General features: G+C 49.8%; 17 protein-coding genes. 15 read left to right on the top strand and 2 right to left on the bottom strand.

The window, feature by feature from the left end; translation table 11 throughout:
* Positions 1 to 192: 192 nt before the first annotated feature.
* The 8 genes from DHAF_RS22645 to DHAF_RS22610 all read left to right on the top strand — a co-directional run bounded on the left by DHAF_RS22645 (position 193) and on the right by DHAF_RS22610 (position 12,090).
* Complete coding sequence (locus DHAF_RS22645; RefSeq protein WP_005817158.1) at positions 193 to 975, top strand: electron transfer flavoprotein subunit beta/FixA family protein; 783 nt, start codon at positions 193 to 195, stop codon at positions 973 to 975.
* Between the two features lie 57 nt (positions 976 to 1,032).
* Positions 1,033 to 2,019, top strand: a complete 987-nt coding sequence (locus DHAF_RS22640) for an electron transfer flavoprotein subunit alpha/FixB family protein (protein WP_015945289.1) — start codon at positions 1,033 to 1,035, stop codon at positions 2,017 to 2,019.
* A 146-nt stretch (positions 2,020 to 2,165) separates the two neighbouring features.
* Positions 2,166 to 2,759 (top strand): TetR/AcrR family transcriptional regulator, encoded by a 594-nt coding sequence (locus DHAF_RS22635; RefSeq protein ID WP_005817154.1) that lies wholly within the window; start codon positions 2,166 to 2,168, stop codon positions 2,757 to 2,759.
* A gap of 135 nt (positions 2,760 to 2,894) precedes the next feature.
* Positions 2,895 to 5,282, top strand: coding sequence for a 3-hydroxyacyl-CoA dehydrogenase/enoyl-CoA hydratase family protein (locus tag DHAF_RS22630; RefSeq protein ID WP_015945288.1), 2,388 nt, complete (start codon positions 2,895 to 2,897; stop codon positions 5,280 to 5,282).
* Positions 5,283 to 5,295: 13 nt separating this feature from the next.
* Complete coding sequence (locus DHAF_RS22625) at positions 5,296 to 6,450, top strand: thiolase family protein (protein ID WP_011461057.1); 1,155 nt, start codon at positions 5,296 to 5,298, stop codon at positions 6,448 to 6,450.
* A 191-nt stretch (positions 6,451 to 6,641) separates the two neighbouring features.
* The gene (locus DHAF_RS22620; RefSeq protein WP_015945287.1) at positions 6,642 to 8,417 is read left to right on the top strand and encodes an acyl-CoA dehydrogenase family protein; all 1,776 of its coding nucleotides are present in this window, start codon (positions 6,642 to 6,644) and stop codon (positions 8,415 to 8,417) included.
* Positions 8,418 to 8,586: 169 nt separating this feature from the next.
* Positions 8,587 to 9,927 (top strand): acetyl-CoA hydrolase/transferase family protein, encoded by a 1,341-nt coding sequence (locus DHAF_RS22615; RefSeq protein WP_011461055.1) that lies wholly within the window; start codon positions 8,587 to 8,589, stop codon positions 9,925 to 9,927.
* Positions 9,928 to 10,005: 78 nt separating this feature from the next.
* A complete protein-coding gene (locus DHAF_RS22610; protein ID WP_015945286.1) occupies positions 10,006 to 12,090 on the top strand; it encodes a heterodisulfide reductase-related iron-sulfur binding cluster in 2,085 nt (694 codons plus the stop codon).
* Positions 12,091 to 12,211: 121 nt separating this feature from the next.
* On the opposite strand, the gene DHAF_RS26220 is transcribed toward DHAF_RS22610, so the two are convergent.
* On the bottom strand, positions 12,212 to 12,373 hold the full coding sequence (locus DHAF_RS26220; RefSeq protein WP_005817143.1) for a hypothetical protein: 162 nt from the start codon (positions 12,371 to 12,373) through the stop codon (positions 12,212 to 12,214).
* Between the two features lie 152 nt (positions 12,374 to 12,525).
* Here DHAF_RS26220 and DHAF_RS22605 point away from each other — a divergent pair, with 152 nt between their 5' ends.
* The 6 genes from DHAF_RS22605 (at position 12,526) to DHAF_RS22580 (ending at position 21,428) form a co-directional block, all read left to right on the top strand.
* The gene (locus tag DHAF_RS22605; RefSeq protein WP_015945285.1) at positions 12,526 to 13,449 is read left to right on the top strand and encodes an MBL fold metallo-hydrolase; all 924 of its coding nucleotides are present in this window, start codon (positions 12,526 to 12,528) and stop codon (positions 13,447 to 13,449) included.
* 161 nt (positions 13,450 to 13,610) lie between these two features.
* Complete coding sequence (locus DHAF_RS22600) at positions 13,611 to 14,834, top strand: DUF445 domain-containing protein (protein WP_015945284.1); 1,224 nt, start codon at positions 13,611 to 13,613, stop codon at positions 14,832 to 14,834.
* 15 nt (positions 14,835 to 14,849) lie between these two features.
* Positions 14,850 to 16,148: a DUF445 domain-containing protein gene (locus DHAF_RS22595; protein WP_015945283.1), complete on the top strand. Its 1,299-nt coding sequence runs from the start codon at positions 14,850 to 14,852 to the stop codon at positions 16,146 to 16,148.
* 207 nt (positions 16,149 to 16,355) lie between these two features.
* Positions 16,356 to 17,012 carry a TetR/AcrR family transcriptional regulator gene (locus tag DHAF_RS22590; protein WP_018212282.1) on the top strand — a complete coding sequence of 219 codons (657 nt, stop codon included), beginning with the start codon at positions 16,356 to 16,358 and terminating at the stop codon, positions 17,010 to 17,012.
* Between the two features lie 148 nt (positions 17,013 to 17,160).
* Positions 17,161 to 18,300 (top strand): efflux RND transporter periplasmic adaptor subunit, encoded by a 1,140-nt coding sequence (locus DHAF_RS22585; RefSeq protein ID WP_015945280.1) that lies wholly within the window; start codon positions 17,161 to 17,163, stop codon positions 18,298 to 18,300.
* The gene (locus tag DHAF_RS22580) at positions 18,297 to 21,428 is read left to right on the top strand and encodes an efflux RND transporter permease subunit (protein ID WP_015945279.1); all 3,132 of its coding nucleotides are present in this window, start codon (positions 18,297 to 18,299) and stop codon (positions 21,426 to 21,428) included. The genes DHAF_RS22585 and DHAF_RS22580 overlap by 4 nt, the downstream gene beginning before the upstream one ends.
* A 113-nt stretch (positions 21,429 to 21,541) precedes the next feature.
* Here DHAF_RS22580 and DHAF_RS22575 read toward each other — a convergent pair whose 3' ends face one another.
* Positions 21,542 to 22,264 (bottom strand): FadR/GntR family transcriptional regulator, encoded by a 723-nt coding sequence (locus tag DHAF_RS22575; protein WP_015945278.1) that lies wholly within the window; start codon positions 22,262 to 22,264, stop codon positions 21,542 to 21,544.
* Between the two features lie 364 nt (positions 22,265 to 22,628).
* On the opposite strand from DHAF_RS22575, the gene DHAF_RS22570 reads away from it, so the two are divergent.
* On the top strand, positions 22,629 to 24,017 hold the full coding sequence (locus DHAF_RS22570; RefSeq protein WP_005817128.1) for an FAD-binding oxidoreductase: 1,389 nt from the start codon (positions 22,629 to 22,631) through the stop codon (positions 24,015 to 24,017).
* The last annotated feature ends 1 nt before the right edge of the window (position 24,018 follow it).

Here is a 24,018-nt window from a genome sequence, read left to right as displayed (position 1 = left end):
ATGAATGACCATTCATTACTGAACAGCATATCATGAAAAACCCAAGAGGGAAACATTTTTTTGAGAATAATCAGATAATTAAATAAATATAAAATATTTTTAAAATGGTATTCCGTTTTGTCCGGGAATTTGATATTATATTATAAAAATGAATGAGTATTCATTCATGGATGAGGAGAAAGGGGAAACGAGATGAACATATTGGTTTGTCTGAAACAAACATTTGACACCGAAGCGAAGATTGTGATCAACCCACAGGGTCAAATCGACTCGACCGGGGTAAATCTCATCATGAATCCTTATGATGAGTTTGCTGTGGAAGAGGGAATCCGCCTCAAAGAGAAATTCGGCGGCGAAGTAACCGTATTGAGCATGGGTGGCCCCAAAGTCAGTGAAGTGCTGCGCACAGCCCTGGCTATGGGAGCGGATAAAGCGGTTGCCATTCAGGATCCTGCTTTAGAGGGCAGTGACGAATTTGTTACTGCGGTCGTTCTCGCTAAAGCTGTTCAAAACATTCCCTATGATATCATTCTTTCCGGACGGATTGCCATTGATGACGGCTCCAGCCAGGTGACCGCCCGTCTGGCAGAGCTGTTGGGCGTGCCGTCGGTTTCAACTGTCTCAGAGTTGAAGGTGGAAGGCATGACCGCCACAGTGTCCCGTGACATCGACGGGGGTACGGAAGTTGTCGAAGTGCCCTTGCCGGCTGTGATCACCGCCCAAAAAGGGTTGAACGAGCCCCGCTATCCTTCCGTGGCCGGAATTATGAAAGCCAAGAAAAAGGAATTGAAGACTTTGACCTTGGCCGATCTTGGCCTGACGGCGGCTGAAGCCGGCACCCAAGGGGCGAAGATGAAGGTGGTCAATATGAGCCTGCCTCCTGCCCGCCAAGCCGGCCGCCTGATTCAGGGAGAACCTCCTCAGGCTGTTGCCGAATTGGTCAATGCCTTGATGAATGAAGCAAAAGTAATTTAGTTGACGGAAAATAAGGAATGAGTTGAAGGAAAACAAGGAAAGAGAGGATTGAGCAGGATGCCTAAGGGAATTTTAGTTGTACTTGAGCAGTATAACGGGGAGCTTCGCAAGGTCTCCCTGGAGCTTCTGAGCGAAGGCCGGCGTTTAGCGGACATGGCCGGATTGAAGGTCACAGGGGTACTATTGGGCCAAAACCTTAAGGATTTGGCTGCGGCGGCAGCTTCCTATGGTGCCGATAAAGTGATCGTTGTGGACGACCCGGCTTTAAAAGATTATACCACCGGTGCCTACACCTCCGTACTCAACCGGGTGATCCGGGATGAGGAGCCCGAAGTGGTGATGATGGGCAATACCGGGATTGGCCGGGATCTGGCTCCCCGTCTGGCCCAGCGCCTGGGAGTGGGATGCGCGTCAGATTGTGTGGCCGTTAGCGTGGACCCTGCCTACAAACTGCGCTTTAAGCGCCCTGTCTATGCCGGTAAGGCCTATGCAGAAGTAGCTACTGAGGCACGCCCCATTCTGGCCACCATCCGTCCCAACAGCTTCAGCGTGGCCGCTCCTAATCCGGACCGTCAAGCGGAAGTGGTGGAAGTTGCGGCAAGTATCGATGCCGCTGATCTCAGAGCCATCGTCAAAGAAGTTATTCGTCAGGCTTCCAGCCGCCCCGAACTTACCGATGCCAATGTGATCGTTTCCGGCGGGCGGGCCATGAAGAATGCGGAAAACTTCAAGATCCTTGAAGACCTTGCCGATACCATAGGAGCCGCTGTCGGGGCTTCCCGGGCAGCCGTTGATTCCGGATACCGGGAATATAAATATCAGGTAGGTCAAACCGGCAAGACAGTTTCCCCAACCTTGTATATTGCCTGCGGAATTTCGGGAGCTATCCAGCATTTGGCGGGAATGGGTTCCGCCAAGGTGATTGTAGCGATCAATAAAGACCCGGAAGCAAACATCTTTACCGTGGCGGATTATGGCATTGTCGGGGATGTCTTTGAAATCGTCCCCTTGCTTACTGAGGAGTTCAAAAAGCAACTGGCTTAAGCAAAACAGAGCACTGCCTGGAAAGGGATCAAGAGGATAAACAGGTCCGCGGCCTCGGGTAACCCTACTGAAGAAAAGGAGAGCTTGACAAGTTCGATAAGAAGGATGTCTAATTAAGTCAAAAAAGTAAGTAAAGGAGACGAAGTATGGCTGTTTCCCGGGAAGACAAATATGAAAGAATTTTAGATGCAGCAATAGAAGCATTTGCAGAAGTTGGCTATCATTCGTGTCAGGTATCGAAGATTGCCCGAATTGCGGGAGTGGCTGACGGGACGATTTACCTCTACTTTAAGAATAAAGAAGATATCCTCATTCGTCTCTTTACGGAAAGAATGGGAGATTTTATCCAACTCATCCGCAGCAGGATGGAATCCTGTCAGGACACCCGAAGCCGCCTTAGGGCAATTGTCCACACTCATTTGACCCATATGGAGAATAATCGTGCTCTGGCAACCGTTACCCAGGTCGAATTAAGGCAGCCCAATTCAAATCTGTACAGTGCGATTGCGGTGCCGCTGCGAGAGTACTTCCGACTGGTTGAGGAGGTGATTGAAGAAGGAATAAAGCAACAGGAAATTATTCCTTCACTCAATATCCATGTCGCCCGCCAAATGATTTTCGGCACCATCGATCGGGCGACTACCGACTGGGTTTTTGCACGGTCTGAGCGCTCTTTAAGCAAGGAAGCAGACTGCATGCTGGAGCTGTTTTCAGGAGCTCTCGGGCTGCCCAAGGAATAAGCAATCCCCTTGCAAATTTTCTCAGGGAAAGTCATGAGCTTAGAGGATCTGAGGACTTTCTCTCGAAGTGAAAGACTGAATATTCATAAATTTAAAAATCATACAACAAAGCCAAATGAGAGAAGGAGGATGAATATGGCCATCTATAAAGTGGCGGTTTTAGGCTCAGGGGTTATGGGAAGCACCATCGCGGCCCATCTCGCCAATGCCGGGATTCCCAGTATACTGCTGGACATAGTACCCCCTAGTTTGTTGCCGGAGGAAGAAGCGGCCGGGCTGACCTTGGCATCCCCCCAAGTCAGAAATCGTTTTGCCGCATCCAACAAAGCCAAACTCATCAAGATGAACCCTGCTCCGCTGTTTGTGCCGGAATTTGCGGATCGCATCGAAGTCGGCAATTTTGAGGATGATCTGCCCCGTTTGCAAGAAGTGGACTGGGTTATTGAAGTGGTCGTAGAGCGTTTGGACATCAAAATCGACCTCTTTAAGAAGGTGGCCCAGCATGTCCGCCCGGGGACCATTGTAACATCCAACACTTCCGGTATTTCTTTAAAATCCATGACAGAAGGGCTTCCTGAAGAATTTACCAAGAGCTTTTTCGGCACCCACTTCTTTAATCCTCCCCGTTATATGAAGCTTTTTGAACTGATTCCCGGACCCAACACGGATCCGACCGTTATTCAGGAGATGGAAGAGTTTGCCGAGCGGGTGCTGGGCAAAGGGGTCGTCTATGCTAAGGATACGCCCAACTTCATCGCCAACCGCATCGGCGTCTTTGGTTTGGCGGCAACCATCAGAGAGATGCAGCGTTCCGGCTTAACCATCGATGAAGTGGATGCTTTAACCGGACCGGTGATGGGACGTCCTAAGTCAGCCTCCTTCCGGACCGTGGATATGGTGGGTCTGGACACCTTTGTCCATGTCGCCAATAACGTGGGAGATAATGTCCCTGAAGAAAAAGAGTTCTTCGTCATGCCGGACTTTATTCATACCATGATCAAAAACGGCTGGCTGGGAGATAAGAGCAAGCAGGGGTTCTATAAAAAAGTCAAGACAGCAGAAGGCAAAGAAGTACTGGTTCTTGATCCCCATACCATGGAGTATGTTCCCAAGAAGAAAGTCAAATTTGCCTGCCTGGATAAAGCCAAGAATGCGGGCGGTCTTAAAGATAAGATGAAAACCTTGGTCAACGGCAAAGATCCCGGGGCTGAATTCGCCTGGAATGTCTTGAAGGAAGTTCTCCTTTATGCGGCCCGCCTGGCTCCCCAAATCGCCGATGATCTTACAGCTCTTGATGCCGGTATGAAGCTGGGCTTCAACTGGGAAATGGGACCATTTGAGACCTGGGATGCCTTAGGCGTTAAAGCCACCGCGGAGCGCATCGCAGCTGAGGGCGGGACCTTGCCTGAGATCGTGGCAAAACTGCTGGCTGAAGGCAAAGACAGTTTCTATGAGAAGACCGAAGGCGGGGACACTCTGTACTATGCCGGAGGCGAATATAAGGAAAAGGCCGCCAGCCCCTATTCCTTCTCCCTTAAAAAGGCCCATAAACAAGGCAAAAAAATCTTCGGCAATTCCGGTGCCAGCTTAGTTGATATGGGTGACGGTGTAGCCTGCCTGGAATTCCATTCACCGAACAACTCCATCGGCGGGGATATCATGAACATGATTCACAAGTCCTTGGCAGAGGTGGAAAAGAACTATTTAGGGATGGTGATCGGCAGTCAGGGTAAGAATTTCGCCGTTGGTGCCAACCTGATGCTGATTATGATGGAAGCGGAAGAAGGCAATTGGGATGACCTGGATCTCATGGTCCGCGAATTCCAAAGGGGAACCATGGCCCTGAAATACGCCAAGAAGCCTGTGGTAGCCGCTCCCTATGGCATGACTTTAGGCGGTGGAACTGAGGTTTGCCTCCATTCCCATGCCATCCAGCCTGCGGCTGAGACCTATATGGGCCTGGTGGAGCTGGGCGTGGGCCTCATCCCCGGCGGCGGCGGCACCAAGGAAATGGCCCTGCGCGCTATGGAAGGAATTCTTCCCGGCGTGGTCGTTGCTCCGGACTATTTCTTCGCCAAACGCTTCGAAGTAGTGGCCATGGCCCAGGTTTCCACCAGTGCGGAAATGGCCAGAAAGCTTGGCTTCTTAAGGGCAAGTGATCGCTGCAGTATGAATGCCGACCATGTTCTCCTCGATGCCAAGGCCCGTGTCCTTGATCTGGCAAGAGACTTCCGCCCCATCATTCCTCAGAAGGTCAAAGCAGCAGGACCGGGAGTCTGTGCCTTCCTGGAAATGGCCCTGTATGGCATGAAAGAGGGGCGTTATATCTCCGAATACGATGCTCACTTAGGGAAAAAACTGGCTTATGCCATGACCGGCGGCGATGTTCTGGCCGGAACTTTGGTGGATGAGCAATATCTCCTGGATCTGGAAAGAGAAGTGTTCTTAAGCCTTGCCGGAGAACCCAAGACTCTGGATCGCATCCGGCATATGCTCACCAAGAATAAGCCATTAAGGAATTAGGAGGTGAAGGATCATGAAAGAAGCATTCATTATTGAAGCGAAACGTACTGCCATCGGCAAAGCTGGCCGGGGCTCCCTGGCTCATATGCGTCCGGATGATTTGGCAGCCTTTGTTATTCAGGATGTTTTGAAAAGTGCCCCCAATCTAAATTCGGCAGATATTGATGATTGTGTCATCGGCTGCTCCTTCCCCGAAGGAGAACAAGGGATGAACATGGCCCGGGTGATTGCCCTGCGGGCAGGTCTTCCCATCGATGTATCCGGACTCACCATCAACCGCTTTTGTTCCTCAGGACTGCAGGCTATCTCCCTGGCAGCAGACAGAATCCGGCTGGGAGAAGCCCATGCCATGCTGGCCGGCGGAGCAGAAAGCATGTCCGCGGTGCCCATGGGCGGCGGCAAACCAGCCCCCAATCCCTACATGATGGAGCATTGTCCGGAAGTCTACCTCTCCATGGGACTTACCGCCGAAAATGTCGCCAAGAAATATGAAATTACCCGGGAACAACAGGATGAGTTTGCCGCAGCCAGCCATCAAAAGGCCCACGCGGCCCAAGTCGGCGGCCGTTTTGAGGAAGAGATCGTCCCTGTCCTCATCGCCAGCGGTAAAAAGGGAGAGGTATGGTTCAGTAAAGACGAAGGAATCCGTGCCGATAGTACCGTGGAATCCCTCGGCAAACTAAAACCGGCTTTCAAAAACGGCGGCTGCGTCACGGCGGGGAACTCCTCTCAGACCAGTGACGGCGCCGCGGCCACCCTCCTTATGTCCGAGGAGAAGGTCAAGGAGCTGGACCTGAAACCCCTTGCCCTATGGCGCGGTTTCGCTGTGGCAGGAGTCGAGGCGGAACTCATGGGAATCGGCCCCATCAAGGCCATCCCCAAAGTTCTCAAGCAAGTGGGCTTAACCCTTGAGCAAATAGACCTCTTTGAGCTCAACGAGGCTTTTGCCTCACAGTCCCTGGCCATCATCAAGACCCTGGGCATCGACCCGGCCAAGGTCAATCCCAACGGCGGCGCTATCGCTTTCGGACACCCCCTGGGCTGCACCGGAGCAAAGCTCACCGCCACCCTGCTCCATGAAATGAAACGCCGCGGTCTCAAATACGGTATGGTGACCATGTGCATCGGCGGCGGCATGGGAGCCGCAGGAGTCTACGAGCTTCTGTAGTGGGACACAGGGACAGGTGAACTGTCCCATAGAGACCCGCATTGAGAGCACCAATAATTAATCTATCATATTTTTTCTAAGTTAAATCTGTCATGTCTTTTCTAAAGTAAAGTGAAGTTCAATTAAATGGGGACAGAAATTGGGACAGAGGACCTGTCCCTCTGTCCCACTCAGAGAGAGGAGCAAATACTATGGAATTGGAATTAGGCCTCAAAGGCGGCGGCTTCCTGCTTGCCGAAGTAACTCCCGAGCAAGTTTATGTACCGGAGGAATTAAACGAGGATCATTTACAGCTTAAGAAAATGACCCGCAACTTTGTGGAAAAAGAAATCGGGCCCAAGATCGAAGCTCTCGAAGAGCAGGAAGACGGCCTCATCCGTGATTTCATGGCCCAAGCCGGTGAGCTGGGACTGCTCGGCTTAGAGGTTCCCGAAGAATTAGGCGGCATGAGCATGGATAAATTCTCCACTGTGGTCGTCGGTGAAGAAATCCCCCGCGGTGCTTCCTTTGCCGTAGCCTTCATGGCCCATACCGGAATCGGCACCCTGCCCATCGTCTATTTCGGTACCCCGGAACAAAAGGCCAAATATCTCCCCGGTCTGGCTACCGGAGAAAAAATCGCCGCTTACTGCCTTACCGAGCCCGGTTCTGGCTCCGACGCCTTAGGCGCCAAGGCTACGGCCGTTCTCAATGCCGAAGGAACCCACTACCTTCTCAATGGAACCAAGCAATTTATCACCAATGCTGGTTTTGCCGATATCTTTCTGGTCTACGCTAAAGTGGAGGGCAAGCTTACCAACTTTATCGTTGAGCGGACGATGCCTGGGCTTTCCTTCGGACCGGAAGAGAAGAAGATGGGGATCAAAGGCTCCTCCACCCGCCAAGTCATCCTGGAAGATGTGGCCGTTCCGGTGGAGAACATCGTCGGTGAATTGGGCCGGGGTCATGTGGTTGCCTTCAATATTCTGAATGTGGGACGTTTCAAGCTGGCTGCCGCAGCCATCGGCAGTGCTCAGCTTGCTTTGGAAGTCACTCTGAAATATGCGGCTGAGCGCAAGCAGTTCGGCGTTCCTTTAAGCTCCTTCGGCGCTATTCAAACCAAATTTGCCGAAATCGCCGCTCAGACCTATCTGGCTGAGAGTGTGGTCTACCGTACTGCCGGGCTGATGGAAGAAGCCTGCCAGGATCTGGATGTCACCGGCGATTGCCGTAAAGAAGCCGGCAAAGCTATTGAAGAGTATGCCATTGAGTGCTCCCTGAATAAAGTTCTGGCCTCTGAAGTGCTGGATCTGGCTGTGGATGAAGGGGTGCAAATCCATGGCGGCTATGGCTTCATTGCCGAATATCCCATTGAGCGTATGTATCGGGATTCCCGCATCAACCGTCTCTTCGAAGGAACCAATGAAATCAACCGTCTGCTGGTTCCCGGCACTTTGCTCAAACGGGCGATGAGCGGCGAGCTTCCCCTCCTGGCAGCGGCGAAGAACGTCAGCAAAGATCTGATGTCCGCCGGTTTAGGTTCAGAGGAAGAAGGATTGGCAGCTCTTCTGAATATGACTCAAAAAGCTAAGAAGCTTTGCTTAATGGCCGCCGGAATTGCCGCCCAGAATCTGGGCATGGAGCTCAAAGACAATCAATATGTGCTTCTGGGCCTGGCCGAAATGGTTCTCCAAGTCTACGCTATGGAAAGCGGTGTTCTCCGTGCTCTGAAAGTTCAGGATATGGATGTCACCGAGGATCATAAGCTCTTTGTGGAAAAGGCCGCCACCCTGGGTGCTTATAGCGCCATGAATATCATTGAGCAGCATGCTAAAGAAGTCATTTGCGCCGCCGAGCAGGGTGACTCCCTGAGCACCGTTCTGGCAGGAATGCGCAAGCTCTTACGCCGCCCCACCGTTGATATGATCGGACTTCGCCGGGAGATCGCCAAGCTGGTGGTGGAAAAGGGCAAGTATCCGGTTCGCTAAAGTTCTCAGCTATTCCCGGGGGAAGAAATTTAGGAACGGTTAACCCGCAGATGGAAGCGAGCTTAGGAATGTGCCAAAACCTAAGCTCGTTGTCCACCCAAACCGGAGCAGCAGAAAGAGAAAGCCCGGTTTGACTGGATTGTAAGGAAAGAAATGGGGAGGATTCAATATGTCAACATGGGTAGAAGAATACCGTAAAAAGTTAACCACTCCGGATAAGGCGGTAGGGATAGTGAAGAGCGGGGATTGGATTATTTATTCCTATGCCGCCAATACTCTGCCTGTTCTCGACATGGCTTTAGCCCAAAGGACCCCTGAGCTGCACGATATTCAGCTCCTGGCCGGAGTTTCCATGCGTCCCCATGCCGTCGTTAAAGCAGACCCCAGGGGAGAGCATTTCACCTGGGATTGTGTGCATTTCAGCGTGATTGACCGGAAGTATTATGAGATGGGCCGGGCCTTCTATATACCCTTAAGATACTCTGAGGTTCCCCGCTACATCGCGGAAAACATCAGCCGCATTGATGTGTTCATGGTTCAGGTAAGCCCCATGGATCAACATGGCAATTTTAACTTTGGTCCCACAATATCTCACTATCCGGCAGCCGCAGCCAAAGCCAGAACCGTTATCGTGGAAGTCAATGAAGATATGCCCATCGCCCATGGCGGCTATGGCAACTACATTCATATTTCCGATGTGGACTATATTGTCGAGGGCGGTCATACCGGCATGCCTCAGATTCCCTCCGCACCCGTCACCGATGTGGATCAGAAAATCGCTCAGTATGTTCTCGACGATCTGCGGGATGGGGACTGCATCCAATTGGGAATTGGGGCTATGCCCAATGCCCTGGGTCAGATGATCGCAGCTTCCGATCTCAAGGATCTGGGAGTTCACACGGAAATGCTGGTGGACAGCTATGTGGATATGTGGGAAGCCGGCCGGATCTCCGGGCGCAAGAAACAAATCGACAAAGGACGGATGGTCTATACCTTTGCCGGAGGAACCCAAAAACTCTATGATTTCATCAACAATAATCCTCAGGTGGCGGGATATCCCGTGGATTATACAAACGATCGCTTTATTGCCAGCCGCAACGATAATTTGGTTTCGATCAATAACGCTTTAGAGATCGATCTTTCCGGGCAAGTATGCTCGGAAACGATTGGACCCCGCATGATCAGCGGAGCCGGGGGACAATTGGATTTCGTCGATGCAGCCTATAACTCCAAAGGCGGCCGCAGTTTCATATGTATGGAATCGACCTTTACCGATGCCGAAGGGAAAAAGCATTCCCGAATCCGCCCCCTGCTGACTGAAGGCGCCGTAGTCACGGATACCCGGCCGATGGTGCAATATGTGGTCACTGAACACGGTAAAGCGAATCTGAAAGGCGCCACGACCTGGCAGCGTGCGGAACGCCTCATCAGCCTGGCTCACCCCGATTTTCGTGAAGAGCTCATTCAAGAAGCCGAGAAATTGAAAATCTGGAGAAAATCCAATAAATAGTCAACAAAAAATTCTGAAATTATAATGGATGGAGCCGGCGCATAGTGTCGTTAAGTCGTTCAAAGGAGGTCGGAATGTATGACTCCTACGCGGGAGATCTATTGGAATATTGATTATCACCTCGTCATGTATTTTTTTGCAGTCATTATGCTGGGAACCTTCGTTTATGGCGTTGTCCGGCGTTATCGTCTCTGGAAAATCGGGCAGCCGGAAACCCGGTGGAAGGACAGCTGGCAAGGGATAAAAGACATCATCATCTATGGTTTTGGGCATAAGAGAATTCTCAAAGACTTGGCGCCGGGAGTCATGCATCTGGCTGTTCTGGTCGGGTTTATTTTCCTTTTCTTTGCTACAGCCATCATCACCTTGCAGGCAGACTTTGGGATCAATATTTTCAAAGGGGCGCTGTATGTCTTTATTAAGATAACCACGAATCTCTTTGGCTTGTTGGCCACCCTGGGGGTGCTGTACCTTTATTACCGCCGTTATGTCAAACGCCCGGATAAATTAGACAATAAACAAGATGACCTTATTGCCTTAACCCTTGTCTTTGTCATTTTAGTCACAGGTTTCCTGCTGCAAGGCTTGCGGATGGCCGGAGAGCACGATCCCTGGGCTGTTTATGGCTTTGCAGGTTATTGGATGATTGAACCGCTCCAGGCCATGTTCAGCCAGGAACAACTGCTGGCTATGCATAAATTCACCTGGTGGTTCCATATGTTCGTTGCCTTTGGGTTCATCGCTTATTTGCCTTACTCTAAGCTCTTTCATATTTTCCTGGGACCCCTTAACCAGTTTCTGCGCAAGCGGGAACCGATGGGTGTCCCTGAGTTGATCGATTTTGAAGACGAATCCCAGGAAACTTTCGGGTTAAGCGAATTCAAGCAACTCTCATGGAAGGCTATATTCAACTCGGATGTCTGCATCCGCTGCGGACGCTGTCAAGAGAACTGTCCCGCCACCGTCAGCGGTAAGCACCTCAACCCTAAGCAGATCATCCAGGATATTAAAGTCCGGGCTGAGGAAGAGTATCAAGCTGTTTGCCAAGCCAAAAAAGAAGCCAAACAGGCAGGCCGGCAAGCAGGTGTGATGGCTTCCGGGGAGACAGCCACGGCAGTGGAGGGGACTGCTGCCTTAGCAATACCTCCCGGCCGCGGCTTGATCGGCGAAGTGATTCAGGAGCAGGACATTTGGGATTGTACCACCTGCCGTTCTTGTGAACAGCAATGTCCTGTCTTCGTAGAGCATGTGGACAAAACCGTGGAAATGAGAAGAAATCTTGTGCTGATGGAATCCCGTTTCCCCAGTGAGGCCCAGCTTGCTTTCCGCAATATGGAAAACAACGGCAATCCTTGGGGCATCGGCTGGAACAAGCGGGAAGAATTCCTGAAAGGGCTGGATGTTCCCACCCTGGCAGAGAACCCTGAAGCAGAAATTCTCTATTGGCCTGGTTGCTCCGGGGCTTTCGATGCCCGCAACCAAAAGGTGTCCGCAGCCCTTGTTAAACTCCTGCGGGCAGCCAACGTGAATTTCGCCATCCTCGGCAATGAGGAAAAATGTTGCGGAGACTCAGCCCGCAAGCTGGGCAATGAATTTCTCTACCAAACCTTAGCAGCTGAGAACATTGAAGTGATGAACGGTTACGGTGTAAAGAAGATCATTACCCAATGCCCTCATTGTTTCCAAACCCTTGGCCATGATTACCCTCAAATGGGCGGTAAGTATGAGGTTGTTCACCATACCACCTATCTTAAGGAACTCCTGGACAGCGGAAAGCTCAAGCTCAAGGATTTGGCAAGCCTGGGTAAGGATCTTAAAGTAACGTATCATGACTCATGCTATCTGGGGCGTTATAATAAGATCTACAGCGAGCCCCGGGAAATCCTTAAGGCGGCCGGGTTAAAGGTTATCGAGATGAAGCGGACGAAGGATAAGAGCTTTTGCTGCGGTGCCGGCGGCGGACGGATGTGGCTGGAAGAGCACGGAGGAGAGCGCATCAATGAACTGCGTACCAATGAAGCCATGGCTACCGGGGCCGATATCATCGGTACAGCCTGTCCTTTCTGTCTCACCATGATCAATGACGGCATCAGCGCCAAAGAAGAGGCCGGGGACAAAACCAAAGCCTTGGATATTGCTGAAGTTCTCGCCCAAAGAGTTTAGGTGAAAAAGTTTAGATAAAAAAGAATAGATCCTGAATCCAGGCAAAAGGTAAAATAAGAGAGAGAATAATGTGTTCAGGCTAAATAAAAAGAGACGGTCATGGATTCATGACCGTCTCACCTTAAATGCCGTCGCACTTGTCACATTTGACTAAGAAAACTTCCCCATCCTTGCCGGAATAGCTGATGGTCTTTTGGCACACTGAGCAGACCACTTGAAAGGGATGCTTTACTTCCTGCTCAGCTTGGGGAGGAGTTGTTTGTGGTGAGGTTTGTAAATTCATCGAGAAGAAGGCCTCCTTAGAAAATTAAAAATAGATAAATATATTGTACTACATGTTGCAAGCATACACAAATAAGAGTGGTCCGGATTGAATAGACTAAGGAGAAAAATAAGGGAATCCTGAAATGAAGAGGCTTTGAGGGGAGATATGAGATGGAATTAAAAGAAATTGCGCCTGAGATCTTTTGCCTGAAAGTTGCAATTGATTTAAGCGAAGAACATGTTAACTTGTACATTCTCCGTGGTAAAGTCCCCACATTGATCGATGCGGGAACGAATACCCCTGAAGTTTATCAAGCCATTCAAGAAGCCTTGCAGGAATTGGGTATCCAGCGCCTGGAGCAAGTCCTGCTTACCCATTGGCATGTGGATCATGCGGGGGGAGCTGAGAACTTAAGAAAAGACGGTGCCCGGATTCTGATCGGGAAGCGGGATTATGAAGAATGGGTTGATTTCTGCAGCGGCAAAAGCTTTAAGCTTTTTGAAGAATATGCCGGGCAGGTTTGGGGAGTGCCCCCAGAGCAGCTGGCCATGATTTTAAAATACAATAAAAAACTGGCCTATCTCACAGCACCGCCGGAGGAAGTCGCCAAGATAGAGGTTGGGGGAGTGATCCCAGCCGGCAACGGCACCCTCAAGACCATCCTGACCCCCGGGCATACGGCAGGTCATATGTCTTATTACGAAGAAGACCTGGGGCTGCTCTTCTCCGGAGATTTCCTCCTGCCCGATGTGGTTCCCTATCCGGGAGCATGGCTGGAAAATGGAGCAATAGTCAGCGGACTCCCCAGTTATATGCGTGCCTTGGAACGGGTAGAATTCCTGGGTGCCAAAGCCTATTTCCCGGCCCACGGCAATGCCCGGAGAACCCCGGCATCACGCTGTATGGAGATCCGCAATCAAATCCTCAGGCAGATCGACCGCTACACACCCTCAGGATCAGTCTATGCAGGAGGCCTGGAGTTAAGCAAAGGCCATTTTAACCCCCTTTCCGCATTTGCCTATATGCATTATGTTTTTGGCTGGGATTCCCTGAAATTCCCCTCAACTGCCTCAAAAACAGCTTCAATGAGTTAGTAAAAAACTAAGGCCTCTCCTTTGGAGAAGGTCTTTTTCATACTCCGAAAAAACGTGGTATACTAAGAAAGATTAATCACTTGAAACTCGCCTTGCCCGGCGGAAAATTTGCGTATGACACTAAATTGCGTATGACACTAAATATTGATAAGGTGAAAAAGATGATAAACAACGATCAATTCCCCATCCCCAAAGAAAAAAGAGCCCATGGCGGCACCTATCGCAAGGCCAATATCGCTCTCGGCCTTTCAGCCCTTGGCTTAGCTGCAGCCTATCCATTCCAGAGCGCCTTCTGGGGAGGGCTGGTGACGAGCGGTTGTTCAGCTGCCTTAGTGGGGGGGCTTGCCGACTGGTTTGCAGTCAATGCCCTGTTTCGGCGTCCTTTGGGAGTACCGGCAGGAAAGGTCTTCCGTACAGAGATTATCCCCCGCAACCGGGAACGAATATTTCTGGCTTTACGGTCCATGGTGGAAAATGAATTGCTTTCCCATGAGGTTTTGAAAACCAAAGTGGAAACCTATGATTTTGCCGCTCCTGCCACTGCCATCTGGAAGGCGCTGGATAGAGATTCCCTGCAGGACATTCTTACCCGGTGTCTGCAGCAGCTCCTGGAGAACCTGGAGGACAGTGTCCAGGAATTGCACCAAGAGAGCCTGGCGCTTTTGGAGCAGACAAGCATACGGGAAGAGCAGTTTATCCCTTTGGCTGAAAAAGCTTTCCGTAATTTATTAGCCAGCCAGGAGGGAAAAAAGGCTGTTGCCGCCCTGCTGGACAACCTTAGTCACTGGGTTCAGGAGACCGAGATTCATCTTTGGCTGACCCGCTGGCTGGAAAAATCCATCGAGCGCTATATAAGCCAGAATTCCTCCCGGAAGTTCCTGGCCATGTTTCTGCCGGACCCTTCTCAGCTGGCCCACAGTCTTCAAAAACAGCTCGCTGATTATCTGCTGGAGGACCAAACCGCTGCAGATATTCTGGAGTGGTTGCAGAAGGCGCACTTAGCATCCACAATGTATTCTAAGCTGGCTGAGACCCTCACTGCAGATCTTATCCAAAAGCTTCATACCCCGGAAAGTGCCCTTGCCTTAAAGAAGCAGCTTTGGCGAAGCTTGGATGAAGGTGTTCTTTCCCTAAATGAAAGCCCGGAAAAACGCCATGGTTTTAATCAGCATGTCCAAAGTCTCTTGCTTCCTTTTCTCGATAACAAACATGAGAAAATCGGCGAGATCGTCCATGAAGGGCTGGAGAAATACTCCAATGAGATGCTGGTGGAATTGATTGAATCCAAAGCCGGGGATGATTTGCAGATGATACGGATTAATGGCTCTGTAGTCGGAGGAATAGCGGGTATGGCTATCTATCTGGCAAGTCAGCTATTGGTCTGAGCAAGGAGGACTAGCATGGACTATCATCGTAAAGCCAATAGAGTTTTGGGAAGCGTTTTTATAGTGTTTCTCATTGCCGCAGGATTAAGGTTCACCTATCCCACGGCTCCAGGGATTCACTTCTTCCTCTTTGTCAGTGAGGCAGCCCTTGTCGGGGGACTGGCAGACTGGTTTGCCGTGACAGCCTTGTTCCGCAAACCTTTGGGCTGGCCCTATCATACGGCCTTGATTCCCCGCAATCGGGAGAAGATGGTGGAAGCAATAGTAATCATGGTTCAAAACGAACTGCTCAGTGAGAATCTCCTGCGCCAAAAAATACAAGGCTTCCGCCTCAGTCCCTGGTTGATCAGTAAAGTAGAAAAATCCGGAGGAGCAGCATTTCTTGCCGAAAAGCTGGGCACAGCTTTAGGGAAAGAGTGCCAAAACCTGAAGATACCTGAGTCTGCTGCAGTTTTAGAATCTATGATCAGAAATAAGCTTATGGATTCAGGCTTAGCGAAACTTTTTCTTGCCAAGCTACGTATCATAGTTGAAAAGGATGAACTTGACCCCTTGCTCAAGGAGGGAATCGACAAAGGTATCGACCTGGCCACCACGCCCCGGGCCAAGGAACTGTTGATTCAAGTTCTCGGGCAAATCCAGGAAAAACAAATAGGCAACGGGGGCAAGCTTCAGAAAACGATCCTGGGGCTGTTTCAGGTCACCGACGGCATCAATCTGGATGAGGCAGCAGAGGATCTGCAGATCGAGCTCATCCTCCATTTAAGAGAGCTCCAGGCCCCTTATCATCCCGTAAGAGGTCAGCTAAAGGAACTTATACTTGAGAAACTGCAAAGCTGGGAGCGGGATCCTGATGCACTAAATACCCTGGAGAGCTGGAAAAACACCCTGCTCGCGGAAACCACACTTCAGCCTTTTCTGGAAAGCCTTCTGGAGCAGGTGCAAGTCAGCTTGCAAGCAGGAAGGCTTCCTTCCGGTCAGGCACTTGACCATGTACTGGAACCAATGCTGGCTGCTTGGTGGCCTGCTCTGAAGGAAGACACTCATTTCCATGCTCTGGTTGATCAATTTGTTCAGGATGTGCTGGCCCAAGCCTTACAAAGCGAACATGCAGTGATCGGCCAAACCGTCCGTGATACTCTGGAGAGCTTAAGCAATGAGGAACTGAACCATTTCATCGAAGATAAAGCAGGCAACGATCTTCAATGGATCCGTATCAATGGCTCCCTGGTGGGGGGGATCGTGGGAGGACTTCTTTTTGTAATCTTGAATTACGGCTACAGCCCTTTGCTGGAGTTAATAAAGCTACATTAAAAATAGATTAAAAAATGGAATTTAATTTGACTCCACAAAGCATCTGGCATTACAATAATATAGACTGACCGAACAGTCGGTTCTGAACAGATGGATAATTTAATAATCTATATTATTTGCGATTGCAAAGACAGGTAAAGCTCCCATAGGCTTGCCGAAAATGGTCTTTCAGAAGGGGGGATATGAGAACCAAGTGTGAATCCAAATGTGATCAAAAAAAGCGTTTACCTGACAAGGGAGAAAGTGGTCGGGTTCGCTTGGCAAGAATTAAAACGGAGGATCCTTAACGTGGGAAAAGAAGAAAAGCGCATAGAAATCCTCAAGGCAGCCCTCAAAGTTATTTCCGGGGTAGGATTTGAGGGGGCAAAGATGGAGGATATCGCCAAGGAGGCGGGGGTAGGAAAAGGTACGATTTACGAGTACTTTGACAGTAAAAATGCCTTGTTTTTAGAAATGATTCATTATTGTACCAAGTGTTTCCAAGAAGGGCTATTAAAGACCTTGGCGGAAGGGGAAGACATGTTGGGGAAGATTAGGAACTTATCCATGTATGGTGCAGAATTCCTGAACGCTCATGCCGTGCTGATGAACTCACATATTGCCCATCAAGCCCTGCCCGAAGACATGAAGACACAGATGAAGAGCGACTGGAATTTGGTCTATAAAACCATCGAAGATGAGGTTAGAAGAGGGATGGAAATCCAGGAGATTCGTTCTGATGTCGATCCGGAGATGGCTGTTGCGGTAATCATCGGAGGAGTGAATCAATACGTATTCAAGAAACTTATAGAAGAGAACTTTACGCCTCAGGAGATCGATCATACAGGGATCGCTAAGACCATCCTTACAGGCCTCCTTTACTAAAACCCGCCGCCTTGGTCATCAGCATACATACTCATTACCTAAACCTTATTCTCGACCTTATTATTAAAAAAAGAACATGACGAAAGAGCAAAAGTTCCTTACACATCAAAAACTTAGGGCTTAGACCCAAATGGAGGATTACGATTATATGAAGTTAAGGTTTCGTTTATTATCAACTGCCCTAATCATCGGCTTGACCCTGACCGCTACGGGGTGCGGTTCCCAAGCAGCCCAGGCGGTAGTTGAAGAAGAATCCTATATTCCTGTTGAAGTTCAGCCGGCTGCGGCCAAGACTTTAGTAGAGACGGTGGTTTTCAGTGGGAAGGTAATCTCAGATCAAGAAGTCTCTATCGTTCCTAAAATGCCGGGAAAGGTTACCAATATTAACGTCAAGGTAGGGGATACGGTCCAGGCAGGACAAGTGCTCTTCACGATGGATACGGTTGACCTGCAGAAATCTGTCGATACGGCGGCTATAGCCGTAAAAAGTGCTGAGCTGTCTTATCAGATGACCAAGGATTCCCTGGATTCGGCCAAGGAGAATCTGGAACGGCAAAGAGCCCTTTACGAAGCCGGAGCTATTTCCAAAGTCCAGTTTGAAGGTATTGAAGATCAGGTTACCTCCTTGGAGAATAACCTTAAAGCAGTTCAGCTCCAGGTGGAGCAGGCTCAACTGGGCTATAACCAGGCTCATGACGCTATATCCGATATGACCGTAACGGCACCCGTCAGCGGAACCGTTGCCGCTCTTAATGTAGTGGTGGGGCAAATGGCTTCTCAAGCCACGGCAGCCGTGACGGTTACCCAATTGGATGCTCTTTATGTTTCCTTAAGTGTTCCTGAGAATATTGTCAATACCCTTAAAGTGGGACAAGAAGCAACCGTCATCATTAATTCCGCCGGGCAAAAGGAGATCAAAGGCGTCTTAACCAGCCTTGCTCCGGCAGCGAATCAACAGCTCGGCCTCTATCCTGTTAAAGTGACCATTGAGAATACAGAAAATCTGGTTAAGCCGGGCATGTTCGCTAAAGTTGAGATTCCCACCGCAACCAAAGAGAATGTCCTTGCTGTCAACAGTGAAGCCGTTGTTTTGAAAAACGGAGAATATGTAGTCTTTGTGGTTGAAGAGGAGCGCGCTGTCGCCAAGAAGGTGGTCTCCGGCCTGGATACCGGGGCTGAAGTGGAGATCCGCGAAGGCCTGCAGGCCGGAGAGCAAGTGATTGTCAAAGGCCAAACCTTAGTTGAGCAAGGAAGCAAAGTCAAGGTGGTAGGGGGGAGCGAATCTTGAAACTAGCGGAAACCTCCGTCAAGCGCCCTGTTACCATTATCATGACGGTTTTGATCGTCATTCTCTTAGGAACCGTCTCCTTGACCCGTCTGCCCATTGACCTTTTTCCGGAGTTTGAACTTCCCATGGCCATCGTCATGACCGAATACTCGGGAGTTGGTCCTCAGGAAATTGAAAAATTGATTACGAATCCTATTGAAGGAGCCGTATCTTCCACCGAAAACATTGATATCGTAACCTCCACCACCACAGAAGGTACGTCCATCGTCATGGCCTCCTTTAAAACGGGAACCGATATGAACTTTGCCACTCTGCAAATGCGCGAAAAGGTGGATATGATTAAATTCGCGTTGCCCGAAGGGGCCGGTTCACCCATGGTTCTCAAAATCGACATCTCCATGATGCCCATCATGCAACTGACCATGTCTTCGGCAAATGTGGATTTAGCCCAGTTGCAGGCCCTGGCTGAGGATGAAATCAAGCCGCGGATGGAACGGGTCAAAGGGGTTGCCTCAGTCTCCATCAGCGGTGGCTACGAAAATGAAGTAAAAATAAAAACCCATCAGGAAAAAATGCAAGGCTATGGTCTAAGCATCAGTACTCTGTCCGGTATCCTTGCGGCAGAAAACCTTAATTCTCCCGCCGGGGAAGTTAAAAAGGGCAACCAGGATCTAACCATCCGTACCACAGGTGAGTTTCAAACTCTCGAAGAGATAGAAAACCTCCTGATTCCTCTCAACACAGGGGGACAGGTCCGGTTAAAAGATATTGCCGATGTGGAACTTGGCCACACCGATGTGACCACTATTTCCCGCACCAACGGCTTACAAAGTGTCAGCATTGCTATTCAGAAACAATCCGGAGTCAACACCGTGGCCGTTGCCGAAGACATTACCAAGGCTATCGGCGAATTAAAAGCAGAATTCCCGGAACTGACCCTGGACACAGTCTATGATGAATCGGTGTATATCAAAGAGACCATTAATACCGTGTTCAAAGAAGCCCTTCTCGCCGGTATTCTGGCCATCGGCATCCTTTTCGTCTTTTTCCATAACCTGCGCACCACCTTTATTACAGCAACCGCCATCCCCATTGCCGTTATGGCGACCTTTGCCTGCCTGTATTTTATGGATGTCAGCATCAATATGATGACCTTAGGCGGATTGAGTCTGGCCATGGGACGTCTGGTCGACGACAATATCGTAGCTCTGGAAAACATCTACCGCTTCCGGGAGGCCGGACATTCCAAATTTGATGCCGCCATTAAAGGGGTGTCAGAAGTAGGAATGGCGATTACAGCCTCGACCCTGACCACCGTAGCCGTATTTTTACCTATTGTCTTCGTTGAAGGCCTGACAGCCACCCTTTTCCGGGATCTTGCTCTCACCGTAGGGATATCCTTAGGTGCTTCCCTGCTCGTATCCCTGACCTTGGTTCCCGCCTTATCCGCTAAAATCATGAAGGTTGGGGAGATTCCTGTGGGCCGAAAAGGGCTCAGAGGCCTTTTTGACGGCTTTGGCCGGGGCTTTGATAACGGCTTTGGCCGGATTGAGAAAAGCTATCGGCGCTTTCTTCACTATGCTCTTGGTCATCGCAAAACCATCGTCGTGGGCTCCATTCTCATCTTTGTTCTCTCCGGAGCTACCACTTTATTTGTGGGAGCAGAATTCATGCCTTCCTCTGACGCGGGACAGATGACAGTGAGTGTAAAACTGCCTGACGGAGCTCAATTAGAGGATACAGATGCCGCCATTGCCGAAGTGGAAAAACACCTGGAAGGAATTGAGGAGGTCCAAACAGCCTTCGCTCAGGTCGGAGGGGGAGGACTGATGTCCTTTGGTGGTGCATCAGGGAATTCAGGCTCCATTACAATCCAGCTGGTTCCGCTTATGGAGCGGGAGCGCAGTGTTGATGAAGTGGCCGAGGAACTTCGTGCTTTGACTAAGGATATTCCCGGAGCCAAAATCGAAGTCGCGGTGACCGATATGATGTCCATGGGAACAACGACCCCTATCGATATAGCGATTAAAGGGGACGAACTCGACCAGCTGCAGCAGATTGCCACAGATATTCAGGCCATGGTGGCCTCTGTGGAAGGAACCCGGGAAGTAAAAACCAGCATGGGGGAAGGAATTCCTGAAGTCCAGGTGGCAATTGACCGGGAGAAGGCCTCTAAATACGGGCTTACCGCCTATCAGATTGCCAATGGTCTGAAAGGTACTCTTTCCGGGACCACGGCCACAAGATATCGCTATGAAGGAAAAGAGATCAACGTGGTCATCACAGGTGATGATACCTTTAAGCAATCCCTATCCAATTTAGAACAAACCCCCATCACAACACCTCTTGGTACAGATGTGCCTTTAAGCCAGATCGCCGAGGTGACCATTGAACGCGGCCCCACAGCCATTGAGCGTTCAGGCCAGGCTCGTGTCGTTCATGTGAGCAGTGATATTGTGGGCCGGGATCTGGTCAGCGTCACCAATGATATTCAAGCCAAGCTCAACAATTATCCTCTTCCCAATGGCTACACCTATGATATGGGCGGAGAAAATGAAGAAATGGTTAAATCCTTCCAAGACTTAGGGATGGCTTTAATCCTGGCGATTGTCCTGGTCTACATGATTCTGGCCGCTCAGTTTGAGTCCCTGATCCATCCCTTCACGATTATTTTCTCGCTGCCTATGGGCTTTTCGGGAGGAATGCTGGGCCTCTTTATTACCAGGAGCACGATCAGCGTTCCGGCCTTTATCGGGCTCATTCTCCTTACGGGTATCGTAGTAAGTAATGCCATTGTCTTGGTAGACTATATTAATAAGCGCCGTGAGATGGGCGATGGACGTGAAGAAGCCATTGAGAATGCCGGCCCCATCCGTTTACGCCCCATCATGATGACCTCACTGGCTACAGCGCTGGGCCTTATTCCCATGGCTGTGGGCATAGGGGAGGGCGCAGAGACCATGGCTCCCATGGCTATCGTGGTTATCTTTGGTATGACTCTATCCACCCTTTCCACCCTCATTCTGGTTCCGGTAATCTACACTATCAATGAAGACTTTAAGAATTTCCTGAAAAGAAAGGGTAAAAGAAAAGCAGCCTCAGAATCCAGTGAAACCGTCACAGCCTAGTGAATCATGGGGACAGGTCCCGTGATTCATCCTAGGTGAATATGATTCACCTGAGTTATTAAATGAAAGAGGAGGGCAAAGCGCCCTCCTCTTTCATTTGACCAAGTTAAGTGTTATTCTTCCTCTTCCCGATATTTACCCAGCTCCAATTCCACTTTGCGCAGGTGTTCATAGGTCAATTTGCGGGCCATATCCGCATTTTGGTCCCGGATCATTTCGTAAATATTTCGGTGATCTTCAAAAAGCCGGTATGAAGTCCCTTCGGTGGTAGCCGACATCCAAAGGGCTCGGGTCACTTGCAAAGTCTGGCCCATAATTTCCTGAACAGTATTCATCATCCGGTCGAGGAGAGGATTCTCGCTGGCCTTGGCTAAGGTCAGATGGAATTTTAAATCAAGGGCCTCACTGTTCTGGGCATCCGGCAAATCATTTTCCATCTGCTCAATGAGATCTCCAAGGGTTGCCAACTCTTCCTCGTTGCGGCGCAGGGCGGCTAAACCGGCAGCCTCCACTTCCAAAGCTTTGCGGACCTCAAGAATATTCTGCAGCTTATTCTTTTCCAACAGGAGAATAAAAGTCAAGGGCTCGATAATAGCGTTGGAGGCATTCGCCTTGACATAGATGCCGCCCCCTTGGCGGATCTCTAAAATTCCTGTTAAGCTCAGAGCAGCCAGGGCTTCCCGGACCGAAGTCCGTGAGACCTGGAAACGTTCCGAAAGTTCATTTTCGGTAAGGAGCTTATCTCCCTGAGAAAGTTCGCCTTTCACAATAAGCTCTTTAATTTGATCTAAGATAATTTCAGTGGTCCGTTTGCTTTTAATCGGTCGAATATCCATTTCTTTTACCTCGCAATTTAGATCATTGATCACCGCTTGTTTTTTTTAATAATTCTTACTTGCGTAAAAATTATATCATATTGTACAGGGCAGGGGCTAGTACCCTGCAACATCTAATTCCGCACATTTCCCTCGCCAGGCCGGGCAAACTCATTCTCAAATCTGAAAATGCGAATAAATGAGGTATAATCAGAAAGTTTTTTTTAATCGAAAAGTTCTTTTTTTCCCAATGTAGGAATTTATCAAATCTCACCGAATAGTATAGTGTAATAACACAGCGTATCATAGGATGGTCAGACCAGTGGATGCGTACTCATTATAGCTTATTCATTATTTTAATTCCACATAAGGAGGATTTATTGTTATGTTAAAAGCGGAAGCTTTGAATGAACTGATCCAAGTCCTGGGCAAAGAGAATGTGGTCACGGAGCATGAAGAACTCCTGTCTTACTCTTATGACGCCACAGCAGCTATGCCTCATCAAACTCCGGATGTCTTTGTTACCCCAAAGACCACGGAACAAGTCTCGGAAGTCATGAAGATTGCCACCAAGTATGATCTTCCCGTTTATCCGCGGGGATCGGCTACCAACCTCAGCGGCGGGACCATTCCTATTGAAAAAGGAATCGTTATGTCCATGCTGCATATGAACCAGATCATCGAGGTGGACGCTGAGAACCTGACGGCGACTGTTCAACCCGGTGTGATCATTCAAGATTTAAATGATGCGGCCTTAGAGCATGGCCTTTTCTATCCTCCCGATCCCGGTACAGTAAAAACTGCCACCATGGGCGGTTCTGTCTCCGAGTCCTCCGGTGGTCTGCGTGGGCTGAAATACGGGGTGACCAAGCATTATGTGATGGGCATGAAGCTGGTTCGCGCTAATGGGGATATCATCAAATGGGGCGGCAAAACAGTGAAAAATGTGACCGGTTATGACCTGACCGCTTTATTTACCGGCGCTGAAGGGACCCTGGGTATCATCACCGAGATCATTGTCAAGCTGAATCCCGTACCCGAAGCCAGAAAAGCACTCCTCGGCGTATTTGATGATATCGATAAAGCAGGAAATGCCATTGCCGCCATTATCCGCAACAAGGTTATTCCCGCAACCCTGGAAATCATGGACAATATCACCATCCGCACGGTAGAAAACTTCACCCATGCCGGACTTCCTGTGGATGCTGAAGCAATTTTGCTCTGTGAAGTAGATGGCTATAAGGAAGCCGTTGAGCGTGAAGCAGCTCTGGTAGAGAAGATTCTTAAAGAGCAGGGCGCTGTAGAAATCAATGTGGCTAAGACCGATGAAGAACGGGACAAGATCTGGCTGGCTCGCCGGAATGCCCTGCCTGCCCTGGCTCAGCGCAGACCGACCACTGTACTGGAGGACGCTACTGTTCCCCGCAGCAAGATTCCCCACATGATTAAAGCTATCCGCCAAATCGCTGAAAAATATGATCTCTTGATCGGAACCTTCGGTCATGCCGGTGATGGCAATCTCCATCCCACGATTCTGACCGATGAGAACAACAAGGAAGAAATGGAACGCGTGGATAAGGCTGTCGAGGAAATCTTCCAGGTAGCCGTATCCTTGGGCGGAACTCTTTCCGGTGAGCATGGTATCGGCATGGCTAAAGCCAAGTTCTTGCCTCTGGAATTCGGTGAGGCCGGTGTAAAGCTCCTGAAAGATATCAAAGAAGCATGTGACCCTGATTATCGCATTAACCCTGGTAAAATGGTGAGGAGGGACTAAG

The organism is Desulfitobacterium hafniense DCB-2 (assembly GCF_000021925.1).
Classification (GTDB): Bacteria; Bacillota; Desulfitobacteriia; order Desulfitobacteriales; family Desulfitobacteriaceae; genus Desulfitobacterium; species Desulfitobacterium hafniense.
Note: the sequence above shows the minus strand (reverse complement) of the source record. Positions and strands in the feature narration are given on the sequence as shown.